This is a genomic window from Coriobacteriia bacterium (assembly GCA_003149935.1).
GTDB lineage: Bacteria > Actinomycetota > Coriobacteriia > Coriobacteriales > QAMH01 > QAMH01.
This window is the reverse complement of sequence record QAMH01000004.1, coordinates 89523-108576: the sequence shown is the minus strand read 5'-3', so window position 1 is coordinate 108576 and position 19054 is coordinate 89523. Positions and strand designations below refer to the sequence as shown.

Sequence of the window (19054 nt, the reverse complement as noted above, 5' to 3'; positions counted from 1 at the left end):
ACACTCGAAAACCCTAAAATCGACCTATCACTATCATCGTTTCGACTCTCATTTCCCTTTCGCGCAGAACGTTTCGTTTCGCTATCACTGGTACCAGTCAATTACGGTATCGAGTCACAGGCACGAGCCAAAAAGTGGCGTTCCCACATGCTTCGAGAACCCTTGCTGATGCACGGCGTGGGAGATTTCTCCACTCCGCTCACTGCGCTCGCTTCGATCGAAATGACAAAAAACTACCCCTGTCATTTCGAGCACGGGACGCAGCCCGCCCCCTGTCATTTCGAGCGCAGCGAAGCCCACTCCCCTGTCATTTCGAGCGCAGCGAAGCCCGCCCCCTGTCATTTCGAGTGAAGCGAAGCCCGCCCCTTTGTCATTTCGACCGGAGGCGCGCAGCGCCGGAGTGGAGAAATCTCATGCCCCGAGCACCCACGAGGTCTCTCCGCTCCTGTGCCTTACGGCACCTCCGGTCGAGATGACACGCCGGGACAAAAAAGCCTGCCGCCCTGAGCGTTTGCGGGCATAAAAACAGCGACCCCGGTAGGTGGATCCGGGGTCGCTGGAGGGTTGTAAGGGAAGTGCGGAAGTCGTGGTAAGTGGTGAAACCTGGTGTGTGTTTGATGCTTCCTTTAGGCTAAGTGAATCTTGAGGTAACGGCGGCGTTCGAAGAATCCCATATTGGCGATACGTGCTCTTTCCTCCTTGGCCCCAGACTCACGTGCGGTTGTGACACGGTCATCGAGATATGTCATTGCGTCACGATAACCATCGTTTCGAGCCCTATTGATCATATCCTCGAGCTCTTTCTGAACAGCCGAGCGGCCTTCTTGCTCACCCACCTGGCGGGCATCGTCGACCTGCTGCTGGAATGCACCCATGACACCGCCAAGCATGTTAAGCATGGTCAGCGCACGGGTTGAATCTTCTCCGGGTGAACCACCACCATCTATGGGTGCGACGCTCACGGTCTGAGCGGTGCGGCCAGTTGAGCCTTGGCATTTGCCGCACCGAGCTGCTCGCTCAGAGACGTGATGCGAGCGTCACGCTCGGCAATCTGCGCCTCCTTTGCTGCGACCTCGGCTTCCTTGGCGGCAAGCGCCTTTGTCTTCTCTTCGAGGCTTGCCTCCTGCTTGGCAACCAGTGCCTTGAGGCGCTCGATCTCGTCGTCCGAAACGGAGTTGACTGCGGCAACGATGGGGGCTGCAACGCTTGCATCCGCCACCGCTTCGCGAGCCTTCGCCTCGGCGGCATCGCGAGCCAAAACGGCATCGTTCGCACGCTGCTCTGCGGCCTGCGCGCGCTCCTCCGCCTGCTTCAGCTGATTCTTAAGATCGTTGAATTCCTGCTCGGAAATACCCGAGCCGGAATCGGTGACGGGCATTCCGTTGTTGCCCGAGTCGTACGATGCCCACATGCAATCCAGGGCGCGGGTGATGACAGCCGCCTTGGTGATGTTTTCGCGATGCGCGAAATCATCAATCATCGACATGTACTCGAGGGGTAAACGGAAGTTCGCCTGTTTGACTTTTGAACTCAACTCAACCACCTAACCTACATTTTTGAGAACATTCTTGGCGAGTAACTAGACGATCTGACTCATCTAAAGTCTTTGAGATTATATACCAAGTGATATACGCAAATCTATAAAAAATACAAATTGATAGCTTGACGCTTTCTGTGGCTTCTGAGTGGTTCTCACGGCCCGATTTTCAAGACGCATAGCGAAGGGGATTCGGTAGCCACGCTAACGCCTGATTTAGCTGTGTTATCGCCTGGTTAGCAAATTAATGATATCAGCGATTTATCAGGCAATATATACATTTTTCTATACAAAATCAAAGCTTGCTTTCACGGTATATCTACAAGCGATTTTAAGCCCTTCTAAGGCCTTTGTTTTGGGGCAGAATCCCGCGATAGCTATCGTTAAATTTTGAGCGTTTCTAGCAGATTTCTGCAAAGATTTTTTATCGTGAATGGAGAGTTTGGGTAACAGCCGATTCATGATTCGATCACAACTCGATTCCTGATTTTTCAGACAACCCTGTTATACTTTATCGACTAATCAGATTAAGATGGGGTGCCTTTATTATTCTTAACGTAGAATTATTTAGCTTATTTTGAAAAGAAATCTTTATCTTAGTTTAAGTTAATATGCCATGTTTTTGATTCGAGTCATCTTTATCTGCTTTTATAATAAAGTTTCGAACGAGAAACGAAAAATCAGGTCCAATCTTTTTCTGGAAATCTTTATTCACAATACAGATAATAATTTCGATCTTGGGCATTGAAAATTTGACTGATTATTTTGGGCCTCAAGACGTTCTGGAAAACCATCTCGGACTCAAAGACTCCACGGAGGCTAAAACGGCTCAAAATTGATTCTCGTGCCTCAGAGAGCCTCCAGACCTTTTCAACAGGATTCCAATTTGTTTCCGTTTGTATTTTCGAACTCGCGAAAATCATCAACTCAGGATTCTTTATCTTATTCGTAGATATAACATTAACTGATTTTTAGATAATTCTTTTATCTTTAATCTAGATTAAATCAACGCATATTTTTTATTGGTACCTGCTTATTCTTCTCTTCCCGATTTTGATATCCCATCCGGTCTTATTATTCTTTCTTCTGATAAATCTTTATCTGATTAGTAGTTAATTAACTCAAGAGTCAATCTTTTACCAATCTGAATTAATTTATTCTTTATCTAGATAATATTTTATCTCATATTTGGATAATTTCGCTTCAATACAAATTTTGCTCGCTTCGATTTAATTTATCTCAAATTTGATAATTATATATTCTTGGTATGAAATAATAGATACGGATCTCCGTATTTTTAACTGGCACCAGTTAGTAAATAGCACTTCATATGCTCTATTATCCTGTTCTCAGATAGTTCTTTATCTCAAGTTCTGATATATTGATTATCTGTTTGTTGATAATCCTTTATTTCCAAATCAGATAATTCAAACCTCTCGTCTTTTTCCACATAGATCTTTCTGCCACTCTCAAATTCTCTTATTTATGCAACTTAATAACATATCTTCAACTGGTACAAGCTAAAGATTTTGCTTTCAAATTCTCTCTTTCTGCTTCCAGATTTTGAATTTGCTCTCTCGTGCAAAATACTGGCTTCTCAGCCCCTCTGACTGCTCTTTGTGTTTCGATGCCAATCAATCTCTAAAAGTGCCATAGGCGCGATTCTGAAGCCTCTTTTTTGGGACTGAAAATCTTCCTTCGTTTGGGACTCTGTTAGACCTGAATTTCTGCCAAAATATCTTGGTCACTTTTCTTGTGGATTCTTGTGGAGACGCGCCAACCGATTCAACGCATCGCTCTGCTTTTCGTGTCTCGGCTGTCGTGTATGATGATGAAAAATTTCGAGTGGAAGGTTGTATGGCATGCACATCGGATTCGACAACGACATGTATATCGAAATGCAGGCCGCTCGCATCAGGGAGCGCATTGCGCAATTTGGTGGCAAGTTGTATCTCGAGTTCGGTGGCAAGCTTTTTGACGATTACCACGCTTCACGCGTGCTTCCTGGTTTCGAGCCTGATTCCAAGGTCCGCATGCTCATGACCCTGGCCGATGATGCAGAGGTCGTCATTGCAATCAACGCTAATCATATAGAGGGCAATAAGCATCGCTCAGATATCGGCATTGCCTACTCCGAGGATGTTCTGCGCCTCATGGATGTATATCGCGAGATGGGCCTGCTCGTCGGCGGCGTCGTTATCACGCAATTCACCGGCCAGCCCCATGCAGAGGCGTACCAGCGCCGCTTAGAGTCCATGGGCATCAAATGCTACCGCCACTATGTCATAGACCGTTATCCGTCGGATATCGAGCATATCGTGAGCGATGATGGTTTCGGCAAAAACGATTACATCGCAACGGAGCGCCCGCTTGTCGTCGTCACGGCCCCCGGTCCGGGCTCAGGCAAGCTGGCAACGTGTCTCTCCCAGCTCTATCACGAGAACAAGCATGGTGTTACTTGCGGATATGCCAAGTTTGAGACCTTCCCGGTCTGGAACCTCCCGCTCAAGCACCCGGTCAACATCGCCTACGAGGCCGCCACGGCAGATCTTGAGGACAATAACATCATCGATCCGTTCCATCTCGAGGCTTACGGGAGCATTGCCGTCAACTACAACCGTGATGTCGAGACATTCCCCGTGCTCAAGGCCATGATGGAGAGCATCCTGGGAGAGAGCCCCTACCAATCCCCCACCGATATGGGCGTTAATATGGTAGGCAATTGCATCTGTGACGATGAGGTCTGCAGCGATGCAGCCCGCAACGAGGTCGTACGCCGCTACTTCCGTGCCCGCGAACAACTCGCACGCGTCGGTACCGGCAAAGAGGAAGTCGGCAAGCTCGAGCTTCTCATGAAGGATGCGGGTGTCGATGTCGACCTTTCCCCCGCTCACCAGGCCGCACTCGCCAAAGCGGAAGCCTCGGGCCTGCCCGCTGGCGCCCTGGTACTCCCCGACGGGTCGCTCGTCACCGGCAAGACTTCGGAGCTCCTCGGTGCTGCCTCATCGCTCCTGCTCAACGCCCTCAAGGTCGTGGCCGGCATCGATGACAGCACCTATATCGTGAGCGATGCGGCCCTCGAGCCCATCTGTCACCTCAAGACCGAGCATCTGCACAGCATCAATCCGCGTCTCCACTCAGATGAGACACTTATTGCCCTTTCCATTAGCTCGGCCACCGACCCTCTCGCCCAGAGGGCAATCGATGCAACCGAAGCTCTACGCGGCTGCGATGCCTATTTCTCGGTCATCATCTCCTCGACAGATGAGAAAACCTACGCAAACCTCGGCATCAACGTCTGCTGCGAGCCCATCTTCGAGCGCCGCGCGTACTATCACCGATAACCACTATACGCTACCTATTGCATTATTACACTGGATCCATTCTGCGTCAACTACCTGCGGCTATGTAAAAGCGTCGAGGGACCCGACAATTCCGAATGGGCTTCTGAGGAATTGCGGGCGCCCTCGACGCCAAAACCAGCTGCCTAAACGCAACCTGTTATTTATCGATAACATCTCCAGTTACGTCAACGATGCCATCGTCATTGGCATCGACTGCACCACCCGTGCCCATGGGCGTGCCATCGGCCCCCTCGTCGAAGCCCTCCTGCTCCTCGACCTTGGCGACCTTGACCATGGAGGCGTCATAACCAAGCTCTTCGAGCGAATGCAGCGCCTTCTCGGCATGCACTTCGTTGATGGGCTTGCGGCCAAAGATGGCGTTATAAATCCAGAAGGTGAACAGCGCCGTGAGCGCCAGGCCACACACAGCCAGCGCAAAGGAACCCAGGTGAACCAGACCAGCGATGGCATGCTCGCCACCGAGGAACAGGTCCATGCCGATGTTGTAGGTGTTGTAGCCACCAACGGTGATCATGACCGAAAAACCCTGGCCGGCGAAGTTCGCAAGCGCACCGGAAATGCCGAAGGGCGCGAGAATCGCACCCAACATCCATGCCGTCATCAGGATGTGGAGCGGCGTCGTCTTGGAAGTAATGGACTTGCAGACCAGGAACAGAATCTGGAAGAACGCGGCGAGCAAGCCGCCCACCCACAGGGCGTTGAAGAAGAGCATGCCGCCCTCGGTCTTCGCCACGCCCAGGTTTTGGCCAGGCTGGACGCCCATCATGCCGCACACGTAACCAATCACGACGCACACGAGCATGAACACGACGTTAAACCAGATGACGAACCACACGCAATTCCAGATGCACTTGCCCATCGAGGCGTTTTCCTTGGTCCATGGGCCAACGCCCTTCATGCCGACGGCCATCGCGAAGCCGGAGAACGGCAGCAAGGCACCAAACGTAGCCCACTCCTCGACGTACTGGTAGCACGCAAAGCCACCGAGCACGCAGCCGATGAGGCCCATGCTCACCAGCGTGGCACCACCCGTGAAGAATTCCATCGGCGTACCGGTCAGCGCAAACTGCCAGAACGACAAGATGGCCTGCGCGATAAGGGCGAGAACGCCGCCCACGCAGAAGCTGTAGAACACGGTCTTGTAAGGTTTCATGTAATTCCCCCTGTTCGTGCGGGTCGGCCCTCCTGCAGACCCGCGCCTATACGAGAAAAGCCGCGTAGCGCTCGCGCGGCTTCCCACGCCTGCCATGAGCATGGCAGGCGTCTTCGCATCCCTCCCAGGCGCGAACTCGTACAGTATATCGGCACTTTCCACGCCACGCCACCCTTCGGTGGCTCTATAATCGCCAGTGGAAAGCCGTCTATGTGGATATGGAACCTCATGAACAACCAGTCATTACGCAATGCCCTGCGTGTTTTCGAGCGCACCGAGGAAAACTACATCGAGGCCCTGCGTGAAAGGGGCCTGACCTTTGCCGATGCAGATGCGCGTCACGATGCGATCGACGAGTTGCGCAGGCAGCTTGCCGATCGAGGCGCCGAGATGCGCAACGGCGGCGCAAGCATTCGCGTGGGTTGGCTCTCTCCCGCCTGCGTCGAATGTACCGGCGCAAACGGCAGCGAGACCTTCTCGACCACCTTCAAATGCCACCGAGATTGCTACTTCTGCTTCAACTACAACCTCGCCGACTACGACAAGTTCGTCGAGGAAGGCTGCCCGTGGGAAGAAGTTATGCAACAGGCTGCGCAATCAACCGGCGGAAAGATGGCCGTCGTTGGCCTGACCGGTGGGGAGCCCCTGCTCAACTTCGCCGATACGCTCGCCTTCCTCGCCCGCGCGCATGAGCTCTTCGGTGACGCCCACAAGCGCATGTACACCTCGGGAGACCTGCTCACGCGTGAGATGGCCGAGCAGCTGCGTGATGCCGGGCTCGACGAGATTCGCTTCTCGATCAAGCAGGATGACACCGACGAACAGCGCGAACGCGTGCTCGCCAATATGCAGATGGCCACCGAGTACATCCCATCGGTCATGGTCGAGATGCCCATCATCCCCGGCACAGACGATGCGATGCGCGATTGGATGCGGCGCTTTGACGAGGCGGGCATCGATGGCATGAACCTTCTCGAGTTCTGCTTCCCCTTCCATAGCTGGGAGGAGTTCGCCAAGCGCGGCTTCGAACTGCGCAATCCTCCCTTTGACGTCATGTATGACTACAACTACTCTGGCGGGCTGGCCATCGATGGCAGCGAACAGCTCGCACTCGAGCTCATGCTGTGGGCGATGGACGAGGGGCTTTCCTTCGGCATGCATTATTGCTCGCTCGACAACAAGCACCGCAGCGAGATGCGCCAGATGAACGAGGTCGGACGCGATATGCACCCCTGCTTCAGCTTTGACGAAGAGGACTTCTTCCTCAAATCGGGCAAGGTCTTCGGCAAGGACGTCGAGATAGCCCGTAAGCGCCTTCAGGCTGCCGGATGCACCGATTACATCGAGAGCACGCACGAGCATTCGCTTGCTTTTCCGCTAGGCTTTGTGGACGCGCTCGCAGGCACGCGTTGCACGCCCGTCGTCTCCTATAACGTGCTCGAGCGTGACGATCAGGGCCGCTACCTGCGCGAAGTGGGGCTTGAAGTTCTCTAGTTACTCTTCTTCGAGTTCGTCCAGGCACTCGGTGAGCTTCTGGATTCCCTTTACGATGGACATGAGCTCGGCATCCGACACGTTTGCGAAGAGCTCGTCGATCTTGCGCTCCGCAGCAGCTCCGTTATCGGAGAAGTACGTGTATGCCTTGCGCGTAAGCTCGACGTCCAGGGCGCGGCCATCGGCGCTTGAGCGGCTGCACGTGACATAGCCTTTCTCCTCGAGTGCCGCGAGCATCTTCTTGACGTTCTGACGCGTCGTACCGGTGAACTCGGCGATGTCGCGCACGTTCTTGGGCTCGTCTTCCATGCGCGAAATCATCATCATGAGGTACCACTGCTTGAAGGTGATGTCCGAATGCAGCGAATCGGCAAAGCGATTGAAGCGATTCGAGAGAATCGAGATGGCACCGATGACGAATTGCTCGTACTGTCCCCGTTCGCTGCGCTGCATGGTAATCGTCCTCCTGGATAAGGCCCGTGCCAGGGAATCGGGCCCTTGGCACATCTTGTGCAACTTATTGCGGTTATTCTAGCACGATTCCCTTGCGATGCAAGAACGGCTCCGCTCCCCATCATTGCGAGCGGGAGAGATTCCTCCGCTCCGGGGCCTCTCGCTCCCACCTATATATTTAAATCCTCAAATCCCAGGTCAGCATGCTCGAAGGGCTCGTCAGCCGGGTTCGCCTTCGCGTCCGCACTCGCCGAGTCACCACCCGACGTCCCCGATCCGCCCTTGTGGGCGCCGAAGATCGTCCTGAGCCCCTTCACGGCCAGAATGACCGCCAAGATGATGAGCAGCAGCGCTATGAGCAGCTGCAGAATGGTCGCCGCGTCAAACGCACCGCCCGCAAGCGCCATGCATTTGGCGTACAGCGTCATGACAAGTGAAGTCAGCGTCACGATGAGCATGAACGCCATGGGCACGTAGAACATCTTGTTGTTGCGTCCCGCATTGCCGAGCCATGCGCACACGGCGAGCAGGCCCAAGGCGGCGAGAAGCTGGTTTGCGGCGCCGAACAGCGGCCATACGAGTTGGTAGCCCGTCATGCCGAGCCACACGCCCAAGACGACGGTGACAATCGTCGCAAACCAAGGATTGGTCACGACGCGACGCCATCCGGTCAGGTCCTTGATCTCGACACCCTGCGGCGTAAAGAGCTCCTGGAACATGTAGCGCGCCAGGCGGGTCGCCGTGTCGAGCGAGGTCAGGCAAAACACCGAAACGGCAAGGATGAGCAGCGCGTACGCGATGTCGGTGGCACCGGCAAGCCCCGGAATCATGCCGAGCATCTGCGAAAGGCCCGCCGCGAAGACCTGCGTGGGCGAGGTGTAGGTGCCATCCATGTACCCCGAGAACACGAACGCCACGGCGCACAGCGAAATGACGGCGACCAGACACTCGAGCAGCATGCCACCGTACGCAATAGGTTGCGCTTGACTCTCGCGATCGAGCTGTTTGGACGTCGTACCCGAGGCCACAAGGCTATGGAAGCCCGATATGGCGCCACAGGCGATGGTGATGAACAGTGCCGGGAAGAGGAAACCGCTCGTCGCAACCTTCGACGTGCCGGCAGCGGCGGTGAAGCCGGTGAACGCGGGAATCGACAGATCGCTCGAGCCTCCCACGATGCCCGATCCCACGATGCCGACGAGTGCAAGCACGATCATGCCGTAAAGCAGGTAGCTTGAGAGATAATCGCGCGGCTGCAGCAAGATCCACACGGGCGCGACCGAGGCGAGTAGGATGTAAACGCCAATGATGATCATCCACGTGGTATTGTCGAGCGAGATGACCGGGAAGAGGAAGCCCAGCGTGACGACAAGCACGATGATGACGATTGCCGAAATCACGTTGATGGCCGTGGGAATTTTACGCCCGCGCGTGGCCAGACCGAAGATGACCGCGACGACGATGAACAGCATCGAAATCATGGCGGTGCGCGTGTTGGCGAGGTTCGTCATCTCGACAGTGGCAGCCTTGGCGGCGTCGGCCGGAACCGGAGTGACGGCAAACGTGCTGGCAACGATGGACGCAAAGGCAGCGACCACGAGGATGAGCGTAAGGTAGGCGAAAATGCAGAAGAGCTTCTTGGCCATGCCGTCAACGTTTTCCTGGATGACGGTCGCAAGCGTCTGGCCCTTGTGCCGGAGCGACGCGAACAGCGCGCCGAAATCGTGCATGGCGCCGATGAAGATGCCGCCGATGAGTACCCACAGCAACACGGGCACCCAGCCAAAGATGGCAGCCTGGATGGGGCCGTTGATGGGACCAGCACCGGCAATCGACGAGAAATGATGACCAAGCACGACATACGGCGGCGCGGGAACGTAGTCGCGACCATCCTCATACTCGTGAGCGGGCGTGATGCGCTCGGCCTTGACGCCCCATTGCTTGGCGAGCCATCCGCCATAGAAGATGTAGCCCAGCACCAAGACCACTATGGAGACCAGCAGAATCAGCATTGCATTCATCGATACTCACCTCTCGTCCATTCGTTAATGCACGGGATTTTAGTACTTTTGGCGGCAGATGGAAGAAAAATTTAACCGCGGCTAATTCTTATGGGAACCAATGGAAGCGAGGGATACGTCTAGAAGGCGTTCGCCTCGAGTGTGGGCACCATATCAGCCCCCATCGCGTTGGCATGCACCGCGCCCTCGTCCAGACAGACGACGCATACGCGCAGGTCAGCCCAGCCCTTGAGGCCAAGCGCGAAGTTCTTGCGGAAGCGCGTCTTGCGCACGCGACGCGCTAGTCCCGCATCTATGGAATCAGCGATGATGACGAGCGAGAGAAACGAGTTCATGTGATCGGGCCCGAGCGAGACCTTGGCAATGGTCTCCTCTTGCATGAACGCCACGAGTTCGTCGAACGTTCCGGCATCCAAATGGCCCACGAGCTTAAAGAACAGATACTCGTGGGAAGTGGTTTCCCAGAGCTTGGCACGTTTCACCAGCACGTATTGCAAAGCGCTCGAATGCAGCTCGGCATACCCCTCAAAATCGCGTCCCGCAAACGAGTAGTTGTGCTCGACGTCAAAGTACGCCTCGTGTGCGGCAAGCAGGCGCTCGAGCACCGCATGTGCCCTCTCGGAAGCCGCGGCATCCATCGACATGTCAGGCATCTGCCACCATGCGGGCGCTCATATCAAGCGGCTTGGCGAAGTGCAGGCAGGTCGTCGCAATGCCATCGACGCCGCTCGCCGCATATGCGCGAGCGTTCTCCATGTTGACGCCACCAGCTGCGATAACCGTGACCTGGGGATTGATGCCCTTGAGGGTGCGCACGAGCTGCGCGAGTTTGTCTGCGGGAACCTTGTCGAGCTGGATGCCGTCAACGCCCGCCTCGACAAAGCGCACCGCATCGGACGCATCGGCTTCGACGAAGAACTTCTTCTCGCAACAACGCGCCTTGAGCTCAGGAATGTCGGCGATGAGAGCATCGATGCCGCCCTCGTAAAACGCAACATGCTGCGCAAATACGAGCACGGTCTCGGAAAGCCCCAGGCGATGCGGGAAGGAGCCGCCCACAAGCGTTGCCTTCGTGTCGAGCGGCTTGGTACCCGACATGCGTTTGCGCGTCGTCAGCACCTCGCAACGGGGATTCTCCGCATGCACTGCATCGACCATGGCGCGCGTCTTGGTCGCCAGCGCGCTGTAGTACTCGAAGATGTTAAGGCAGCACTTCCAACCCATGTGCAGGACTTCTGCCCGTCCCCAGACGCGCATGAAGACATCACCGGGCGCAAGTTGGGTGCCCGACGGCTGGATTTCGACACGCTCGGCACCCAGCATGTGATAGATGCGCTCGGCTTCCTCGGTACCGCACAGCACGCCCGCATCCCGCGTGAAGTATTCTATACAGCCGTGATGCCCGCCGATGCCCAGCACGTGCGTGGTTAGGTCGACACTCGGGACATCTTCGCTGATGAGCTCTTCGAGGTACGAATCGGCTATGTACATGGGCACTCCTAGTCTACGACGATGGATGCCGCACATACTACCACTCCCACTCCCCCTCTCTCCATCGCGCGTCCTTTCGGGATGCGCGCATGTCAGAGCTTTGGAGGATGTACGCCGAGGCGAGGTGCGGGGGCTGTACGACCGAGACGCGGGGGATGTGCGACCGAGGCGAATGGGTTTCTGAGCCTCGGCGGACATCTCATGCACCTCGTTTCAATCAGCCTACGCATGTGGCACAATGCCAGCAATCATCCCGAAAGGACGCGCATGGACTTCGCCATACTCTACGGCATCCAAAACGTGCTCGGCTGCCCGTTTCTCGATGCACTCATGCCCATCGTCACCGCATGTGGCGATCATGGCCTGATTTGGATCATAGCGGGCATCTTGTTGCTTATCTTTCCCAAGACACGCCGTTGGGGCATCACGTTGCTCGTGACCCTTGCCGTCACCTGGGCCATCTGCGAGTTTGGCATCAAGAACCTCGTCGCCCGTCCCCGTCCCTTCATCGCTGACCCCAGCTTCGTGCTCCTCATCGCGGCTCCAGCCAGCTTCTCGTTTCCCTCGGGCCATACGCTCTCCTCGTTCCTCGCTGCCACCGTGATCACGCGCGCGCCTATCGCCCGCGGTTGGAAAATCGCCGCCTGGGTCATGGCGGTTGCCATTGCGTTCTCGCGTCTCTACCTCTTCGTACACTTCCCCACCGACGTACTCGCCGGCGCAATCATCGGCGTCCTCGCGGCTCTCATCGGCATCGCCATCAGCAACCGCATCGCTTCGGGTAAGTCGTCAGGAATCTCCAGCTAGCGAGGCATTGGCAAGAAGCATGCAACTTGGCACATGCAATGCGCCATAACTCCGATAACTCGACAATAACCGACAAAAAACGGAAGCAATGGCACTTGTGATGTACCATAACTCCATAAACGAGCCACGCCGCCAGAGTCAGCGCGCCAGGCACGGTGACTCATAAGCTCGCCATATCCCGGCAATTGGCTTATTTTTGAGACAGCGTGCCAGGCACGTTTGCCCGAATCCCCATTTACCCCAGACGCTCTTGGGGCGTAGAATAGATTGCGCTAACGCGCGAAGGAGATGAGATGCCCGCAGAGCAGCGGAAAGGTGGAAAGTACGTCCCGCCCCGGCCCGAGATGACGGCCGCCGAGCGCTACGCCTATAAGTCGCTGCCCGAGTCTCTCCGTCGCCGCAAGGAAAGCGTGGACGACACCGTCGTGCGCATCCTCGAGTTCCTTGACCTCGTCAAGGAGGTCGGTGACGAAATCTCCGTCATCGGAAACAAGCCCTACACGCCCGAAGGTTCGGGTACGTATGACCCCGAGCACGTCACCGAGCGCGAGGAATTGCTTGGCCGCCAATTTGCCGGCGAGCTCACAGCGCTCCAGGTCTTCGACCAGGTCAAACACGAGAACATCCGCCGTGAAGTCGGTCTACTCGGCAAGGACTTCGTAAAGAAGGTCACCGCCCTCCAGCAGCTCATGGAGTCGTTCTGGGCACGTTTCACGAGCACGATGACACCCTTCACGCGCTCCAAGGCCACCCAGCTCGACAAGTTCGAGACCGAGCTGCGCCAGCGCCTCACCGATATAAACTACCTCACGCGCCAGCACGCAGAGCTCATGGCAGCCGCTCAAGACGCCAAGGCGGGCGATCAGGAAGAGACGAACGACGAAATCATCGCCGAGTACCAGGACGACGTCATGTCCTATGTCAAGGAATATGACGCGTTGCGCGAGGAATACGGCACGCTCGGACGGCTGGCGTTTCGCCGTCGCCGCGAGATACTCGACAAGCTCGCGACACGCGCTGACGCGATCAAGGCAATCAACAAGCGCTACGAGCAGTACGATTTCATCGACTTCATCGCCTTCGAGCTTCCCGAAGACGAAGAGTAGTCACCGTGACAAGTGGCTTTTTACCCATGACCCGCGCCGATATGCGCGATCGCGGTTGGGATGAGCTTGACTTCGTCTACGTGAGCGGCGACGCATACGTCGACCATCCTTCTTTCGGGGCCGCCATCATCACCCGCCTGCTCGAATCCCACGGCTATCGCATCGGCATCATCGCGCAGCCCGACTGGCGCGACCCATCCTCCGTTACCGTTCTGGGCGAGCCGCGGCTTGGCTTTCTCGTCTCGGCCGGCAACATGGACTCCATGGTCAACCACTACACGGTCGCCAAGAAGCGCCGCAGGTCAGACGCGTATTCGCCGGGTGGCGAGTCCGGCTTGCGTCCCGATCATGCCTGCGTTGTCTACGGCAATCTCATTCGCCGCACGTACAAGAAAACGCCCATCATCCTCGGTGGTATCGAGGCGAGCCTGCGCCGTCTCGCGCATTACGATTACTGGTCAGATAGCCTCAAACGCTCCGTCCTGCTCGATTCGGGAGCCGATCTCATCTCGTACGGCATGGGCGAGCGGTCCATTGTCGAGATAGCGGATGCCTTGGCCAGTGGTCTCTCGGTACATGACCTGAGCTTCATTGACGGTACCGTCTACAAAGCGCGCTCACTCGACCACCTTCCCAACGACGCAATCGTCTTGCCGAGTTTCGAGGAGATACAGCAGGACTCGAGCAAATATGCAATGAGTTTCGCGATACAGTACGAAAATCTCGATCCCTTCTCCGCGCACATTCTTGCCGAGGAATACCCGCACAATGTCTTTGTCGTGCAAAACCCACCGTCTAAGCCGCTCTCCATGCCCGAGATGGATGCCATCTACGCACTGCCCTATGCCCGTGACGCGCATCCCTCGTACGCGCAGACAGGCGGCGTACCCGCGCTTGCCGAAGTGAAGTTCTCGATCACGAGCAATCGTGGCTGTCTCGGCGACTGCTCCTTCTGCTCGCTCAACTTCCACCAGGGCCGCATCATCCAGGCCCGGAGCCACGAGTCCATCCTCGACGAGGCGCGCCTCATGACCGAAGACCCCGCCTTCAAGGGCTACATTCACGATGTCGGCGGCCCTACGGCGAACTTCCGCGTACCCGCCTGCAACAAGCAACTCAAAACCGGCGCCTGCGTGGGCAAGCGCTGCCTATCGCCCGAGCCGTGCCCCAGCCTGCGCGTCACGCACGAGGATTATCTTGCCCTGCTGCGCAAGCTCCGTGCGCTGCCCGATGTCAAGAAGGTCTTTATACGCAGTGGGTTGCGTTTCGATTACATGATGCTCGACGATGACCCGAGCTTCCTGCGCGAGCTCGTAGAGCACCATGTGAGCGGCCAGCTTCGCGTCGCACCCGAGCATGCGTCAGATGCAGTGCTCATGACCATGGGCAAACCGCCCATCAGCGTCTTCAAGCGATTTGCCACCGCATTCAAGCGGGCAACCAAGAAAGCCGGGCTCAAACAGTATCTGGTTGCCTATCTTATGTCGTCACATCCCGGCGCAACGCTCGCCGATGCCGTCGAGCTTGCCGAATTCGTACGTGACATGGGCTACAACCCCGAGCAGGTCCAAGATTTCTATCCCACGCCCTCGACGATTTCGACCTGCATGTACTACACGGGGCTCGACCCACGCACGATGGAGCCGGTCTACGTGGCAAAAACGCCGCACGAAAAGGCCATGCAACGCGCGCTCATCCAGTACCGCAACCCCAAGAACCGCAAGCTCGTGAGAGAGGCGCTTCTCAAGGCCGGACGCAACGACCTCATCGGCCCCGGACCCAAATGCCTCATCCGAAAGTGATTTTGCATCTGGTTTCGTACATACGTTCGATTCCATGCTAGAATTACCACCGGTCAGCGGTGTAAGCCCCGCGAGTCAACTGCCTCTGTTCAAATACCTCTACACATGCGTCCCATGGGCCTGGTAGTTGGCCAGGTACTCCGCAAACTGCGGGCTCGTGTCCGAATTGCCCGTGCGCCAAGCCTTGTGGTCGATGATGCGACTCTCGAAGCCATAATACCCGTCGATGTACGCGATGAGCGCATCCACGGCCGCGAGCTGCGCCTCGGGATAGTCCTGCCCGGCCGCGTGCGCCATCTCGATGCCAACCGAATACGAGTTCATCCCGTAATCGGCCATGTCGCTGCCAATGGGGACCGTCCCCACCTTATCGTCGCGCGACTCGTCCATAACGCCGTAGAGCTCGTTGTGACCGGTATCGCCAAAACCGGCATGATGCGCGATGCGATCAAGCGGCACGCACTGCACGATGCTACCATCGCGGTTGACGATGAAGTGCGCCGCCACGCCCGTGCCGGCCTGGTCCCAGTACTCCACGATGCTCGCGGCATCGGCCTCGCTCTCGGTGTCGTGCAAGACGATGTAGCGCTGGAACTCCCGGCCCTTCTCGCCGTGATCGAATGCAGGACGCATGTCCTCCACGATATCCAAGCGTTCGAGCTGTGCCCCGACAACGTCAGCTGCCTGCGCCGCCTTGTTGCCAGTCATCGCCGGTGCGGCACTCGTTGCCGATGACGCAACGGGTGTCTTGGCCCCCGACGCACAGCCCGTAAGCGCACAAGCACCCACAAGCGCGACAGTGACCATATATATGATGCGTTTTTTCATGGCGCCTATTCTGCCACAACCACGGTCGCTTCTCGTTGTACACTTACGAGTTACGAGTTACGATTTACTCCCACACGAAAGGACTCCTCGTGGCCACAGTCAACGAGAATTATCAGAAACTCCCCGGTAGTTACCTCTTCAGCGACATCGCCCATCGTACGGCCGAGTTCTCCGCGGCCCATCCGGACATCAAGCTCATCAAAATGGGCATTGGTGACGTGACGCGTCCGCTCGCGCCCGCCGTTGTCGAGGCCATGCACGCCGCCGTTGACGATCTCGCCCATGTGGAGACCTTCCATGGCTACGGCCCCGAACAAGGCTATGATTTCCTGCGCGAGGCCATCGTCGAGCACGACTTCGCAGCCCGTGGTGTGGACATCGCCGCCGATGAGATCTTCGTCTCCGACGGCGCCAAGAGCGATTGCGGCAACATAGGCGACATCTTCGCCATCGACAATCGCGTCGCCGTATGCGATCCGGTCTATCCCGTCTACGTCGACACCAACGCCATGGCCGGCCGCGCAGGCTTCTACGACGAGACGACGGAGGGCTGGACGGACATCGTCTACATGCCCACGACCGCGGAAAACGACTTCTGTCCGGCGCTGCCCGAAACCCCGGTCGACCTCATCTACCTGTGCTCGCCCAACAATCCCACGGGCACCGTACTCACCTACGACCAACTCAAGGCCTGGGTCGATTACGCCAACGAGCACGGCTCCGTTATCCTCTTCGATGCCGCCTACGAGCGCTTCATCGTCGAGGAAGGCGTGCCCCACTCCATTTTCGAGGTCGAGGGTGCCAAGACCTGCGCCATCGAGTTCCGCTCGTTCTCCAAAACAGCCGGCTTCACGGGCGCACGCTGCGGCTACACCGTGGTGCCGAAGGCGCTCGAGCGCGATGGCCAGAACCTCAACGCCATGTGGAACCGCCGCCAGACGACCAAGTTCAACGGCGCGAGCTACGTCATCCAGAAAGGCGCGGCTGCTATTTACACGCCCGAGGGCAAGCAGCAAGTCATGCAAACGATTGCCTATTATCAGCAAAACGCTCGCGTCATCAAGAACGCACTCGAAGCCTGCGGATACGAAGTATACGGTGCCGTGAACAGCCCGTATGTGTGGTGTCGCACCCCTGGAGGCATCAGCTCGTGGGAGTTCTTCGATATCCTGCTCGAGCGTTGCGGCGTCATCACCACGCCGGGCGCAGGCTTCGGACCGGCTGGCGAGGGCTACATCCGTTTCACCGCCTTCGGCGATGCCGAGGCCACCAAGGAAGCCATGCGCCGCATCGAGGATCTCTCCTTCTGAGACAACGTGCCTGGCACGCTGTCTCATATCTTGGCCAGAGGAGGAAGTTATGGGAAAGATTGGACAGATTCAACTGTCTCATTGACAGGAAAGACGAGGAGATTCATGGAAGCTTACAAGCAGGAGTTCATCGACTTCATGGTCGATTCCGACGTGCTCAAGTTCGGGGAGTTCACGCTCAAGAGCGGACGCAAGTCCCCGTTCTTCATGAACGCGGGCGCATACGTAACAGGCAATCAATTGCATAAACTTGGCCTCTACTATGCACAGGCCATTCACGATGCCTTCGGCCTGGACTTCGACATCGTCTTCGGCCCCGCCTACAAAGGTATCCCACTCTCGGTCGTAACCTGCATCGCTCTGCAGGAGCTCTACGACAAGGAAGCGCGCTACTGCTCCAACCGCAAGGAGGCCAAGGATCACGGCGATGCGGGAATCCTGCTCGGTGCCGAGCTACACGATGGCGATCGCGTGGTCATGGTCGAGGACGTAACGACCTCGGGCAAGTCGATTGATGAGACGTATCCCCTGCTCAAGAGCATTGCCGATGTCGAGGTCGTGGGACTCATGGTCTCGCTCAATCGCCAGGAGGTCGGCCCGAGCGGCACGATCTGCGCCATCGACGAGGTGAGCGAGAAGTACGGCTTTCCCACTGCCGCCATCGTGACGATGGGCGAGGTCATCGGCTACTTGCATAACCAGGAGCGCGGTGGCCGCGTGGTCATCGACGACGGCGTCAAGGCCGCCCTCGATGCCTACTACGAGCAATACGGCGCCCGCTAGCCCCACCATTTCGACCGGAGCGGACGGAGCATTCCCCTCCTGTCATTTCGAGCGGGGCGAGCGTGCCCCCTCCTGTCATTTCGAGCGTAGGCGCGAAGCGCCGGAGTCGAGAAATCTCAACCCCACCGGCAGACAAGAGGGACGGGGCCTTCCCATCCTGGCACCATGCACCTCAAGCCGAAATGGCGCGCTTGCGATCGGACCGACGAAGGAGACGCCGATGGACATTCCCGACGACACGCTCAGCGCCCTGCGCGTCATGCGTTTCGGTCCCGAGACACTCTCCTGCCACGTTGACGAGTTCCGCGCCCTCAAGTACCTCGGGCAACGCGGCAAAGAGCTCACCGACGAACTCGCAACTCGCTTCGAAGGCGCTGTCGCGCGCTGCGAACGCGTCGCCCGGCCACGTGGCATCGCACGTAGCTTCGCGATTGACCGAGAACGCCCCGATGGCATCGCACTCGCGGGCAGCTCCCTCGTCCTGACCGGACGCAACATCGCCCGCCACCTCGATGGCTGCACCCTTGCCTGCCTGCTCGCGGTGACCCTCGGCATGGAGAGCGAGCGCACGATTGCACGCCTGCAGGCCACGAACCCACTTGACGCGCTGCTCTTCGATGTGTGTGCCTCGTCAATGGCCGAGGAAGCCGCCCAGGCCGCGTCTCGGCGCATCGCCGAACTCGCCGATGAAATCGATCTCGTGCCCACGAAACGCTTTAGCCCCGGCTTTGGTGACCTGCCGCTCGAGCTGCAAGACGCCCTCATCCAGACGATCGATGCCGGCAAGCTACTCGGCATCCATACCGCAAGCTCGCACCTCATGACGCCGATGAAGAGCGTCACTGCGATAGTCGGCTTGAAGCCAGATCCTCATACGTAAGGTGCAATTATTCAAGGCCACGGA

General features: G+C 57.2%; 17 protein-coding genes. 8 read left to right on the top strand and 9 right to left on the bottom strand.

Going from position 1 to position 19054, the window contains the following annotated elements; translation table 11 throughout:
• Positions 1-626: 626 nt before the first annotated feature.
• From DBY20_01145 to DBY20_01135, 3 genes are all read right to left on the bottom strand, one after another.
• Entirely contained in the window at positions 627-899 is a 273-nt protein-coding gene (locus DBY20_01145; protein ID PWL79858.1) for a hypothetical protein, read from the bottom strand.
• A 59-nt stretch (positions 900-958) separates the two neighbouring features.
• The gene (locus DBY20_01140) at positions 959-1486 is read right to left on the bottom strand and encodes a hypothetical protein (protein ID PWL79857.1); all 528 of its coding nucleotides are present in this window, start codon (positions 1484-1486) and stop codon (positions 959-961) included.
• 758 nt (positions 1487-2244) lie between these two features.
• Positions 2245-2460, bottom strand: coding sequence for a hypothetical protein (locus DBY20_01135; GenBank protein ID PWL79856.1), 216 nt, complete (start codon positions 2458-2460; stop codon positions 2245-2247).
• 939 nt (positions 2461-3399) lie between these two features.
• Here DBY20_01135 and DBY20_01130 point away from each other — a divergent pair.
• Positions 3400-4881 (top strand): hypothetical protein, encoded by a 1482-nt coding sequence (locus DBY20_01130; GenBank protein PWL79855.1) that lies wholly within the window; start codon positions 3400-3402, stop codon positions 4879-4881.
• A gap of 157 nt (positions 4882-5038) precedes the next feature.
• Here the strand turns inward: DBY20_01130 and DBY20_01125 are convergent, their stop codons facing one another.
• Positions 5039-6217 carry a hypothetical protein gene (locus DBY20_01125; protein ID PWL79854.1) on the bottom strand — a complete coding sequence of 393 codons (1179 nt, stop codon included), beginning with the start codon at positions 6215-6217 and terminating at the stop codon, positions 5039-5041.
• Positions 6218-6265: 48 nt separating this feature from the next.
• On the opposite strand from DBY20_01125, the gene DBY20_01120 reads away from it, so the two are divergent.
• Positions 6266-7549, top strand: a complete 1284-nt coding sequence (locus DBY20_01120) for a radical SAM protein (protein ID PWL79853.1) — start codon at positions 6266-6268, stop codon at positions 7547-7549.
• On the opposite strand, the gene DBY20_01115 is transcribed toward DBY20_01120, so the two are convergent.
• From DBY20_01115 to modD, 4 genes are all read right to left on the bottom strand, one after another.
• The gene (locus tag DBY20_01115; GenBank protein ID PWL79852.1) at positions 7550-8056 is read right to left on the bottom strand and encodes a hypothetical protein; all 507 of its coding nucleotides are present in this window, start codon (positions 8054-8056) and stop codon (positions 7550-7552) included.
• 116 nt (positions 8057-8172) lie between these two features.
• Positions 8173-10023, bottom strand: coding sequence for a carbon starvation protein A (locus DBY20_01110; GenBank protein PWL79851.1), 1851 nt, complete (start codon positions 10021-10023; stop codon positions 8173-8175).
• A gap of 119 nt (positions 10024-10142) precedes the next feature.
• Entirely contained in the window at positions 10143-10667 is a 525-nt protein-coding gene (locus DBY20_01105; protein PWL79850.1) for a hypothetical protein, read from the bottom strand.
• A 1-nt stretch (position 10668) separates the two neighbouring features.
• A complete protein-coding gene (gene modD, locus DBY20_01100; GenBank protein PWL79849.1) occupies positions 10669-11514 on the bottom strand; it encodes a ModD protein in 846 nt (281 codons plus the stop codon).
• Positions 11515-11781: 267 nt separating this feature from the next.
• On the opposite strand from modD, the gene DBY20_01095 reads away from it, so the two are divergent.
• From DBY20_01095 to DBY20_01085, 3 genes are all read left to right on the top strand, one after another.
• On the top strand, positions 11782-12321 hold the full coding sequence (locus tag DBY20_01095; protein PWL79848.1) for a phosphatase PAP2 family protein: 540 nt from the start codon (positions 11782-11784) through the stop codon (positions 12319-12321).
• Positions 12322-12614: 293 nt separating this feature from the next.
• The gene (locus DBY20_01090; protein PWL79847.1) at positions 12615-13427 is read left to right on the top strand and encodes a hypothetical protein; all 813 of its coding nucleotides are present in this window, start codon (positions 12615-12617) and stop codon (positions 13425-13427) included.
• Positions 13428-13432: 5 nt separating this feature from the next.
• Entirely contained in the window at positions 13433-15229 is a 1797-nt protein-coding gene (locus tag DBY20_01085; GenBank protein ID PWL79846.1) for a YgiQ family radical SAM protein, read from the top strand.
• 99 nt (positions 15230-15328) lie between these two features.
• Here DBY20_01085 and DBY20_01080 read toward each other — a convergent pair whose 3' ends face one another.
• Positions 15329-16057 (bottom strand): N-acetylmuramoyl-L-alanine amidase, encoded by a 729-nt coding sequence (locus DBY20_01080; GenBank protein PWL79845.1) that lies wholly within the window; start codon positions 16055-16057, stop codon positions 15329-15331.
• Positions 16058-16146: 89 nt separating this feature from the next.
• Between DBY20_01080 and DBY20_01075 the strand changes: the two genes are divergently transcribed.
• The 3 genes from DBY20_01075 to DBY20_01065 all read left to right on the top strand — a co-directional run bounded on the left by DBY20_01075 (position 16147) and on the right by DBY20_01065 (position 19030).
• On the top strand, positions 16147-17367 hold the full coding sequence (locus DBY20_01075) for an LL-diaminopimelate aminotransferase (protein PWL79844.1): 1221 nt from the start codon (positions 16147-16149) through the stop codon (positions 17365-17367).
• Positions 17368-17472: 105 nt separating this feature from the next.
• On the top strand, positions 17473-18150 hold the full coding sequence (locus tag DBY20_01070) for an orotate phosphoribosyltransferase (protein ID PWL79843.1): 678 nt from the start codon (positions 17473-17475) through the stop codon (positions 18148-18150).
• 220 nt (positions 18151-18370) lie between these two features.
• A complete protein-coding gene (locus DBY20_01065; GenBank protein ID PWL79842.1) occupies positions 18371-19030 on the top strand; it encodes a vitamin B12 dependent methionine synthase in 660 nt (219 codons plus the stop codon).
• The last annotated feature ends 24 nt before the right edge of the window (positions 19031-19054 follow it).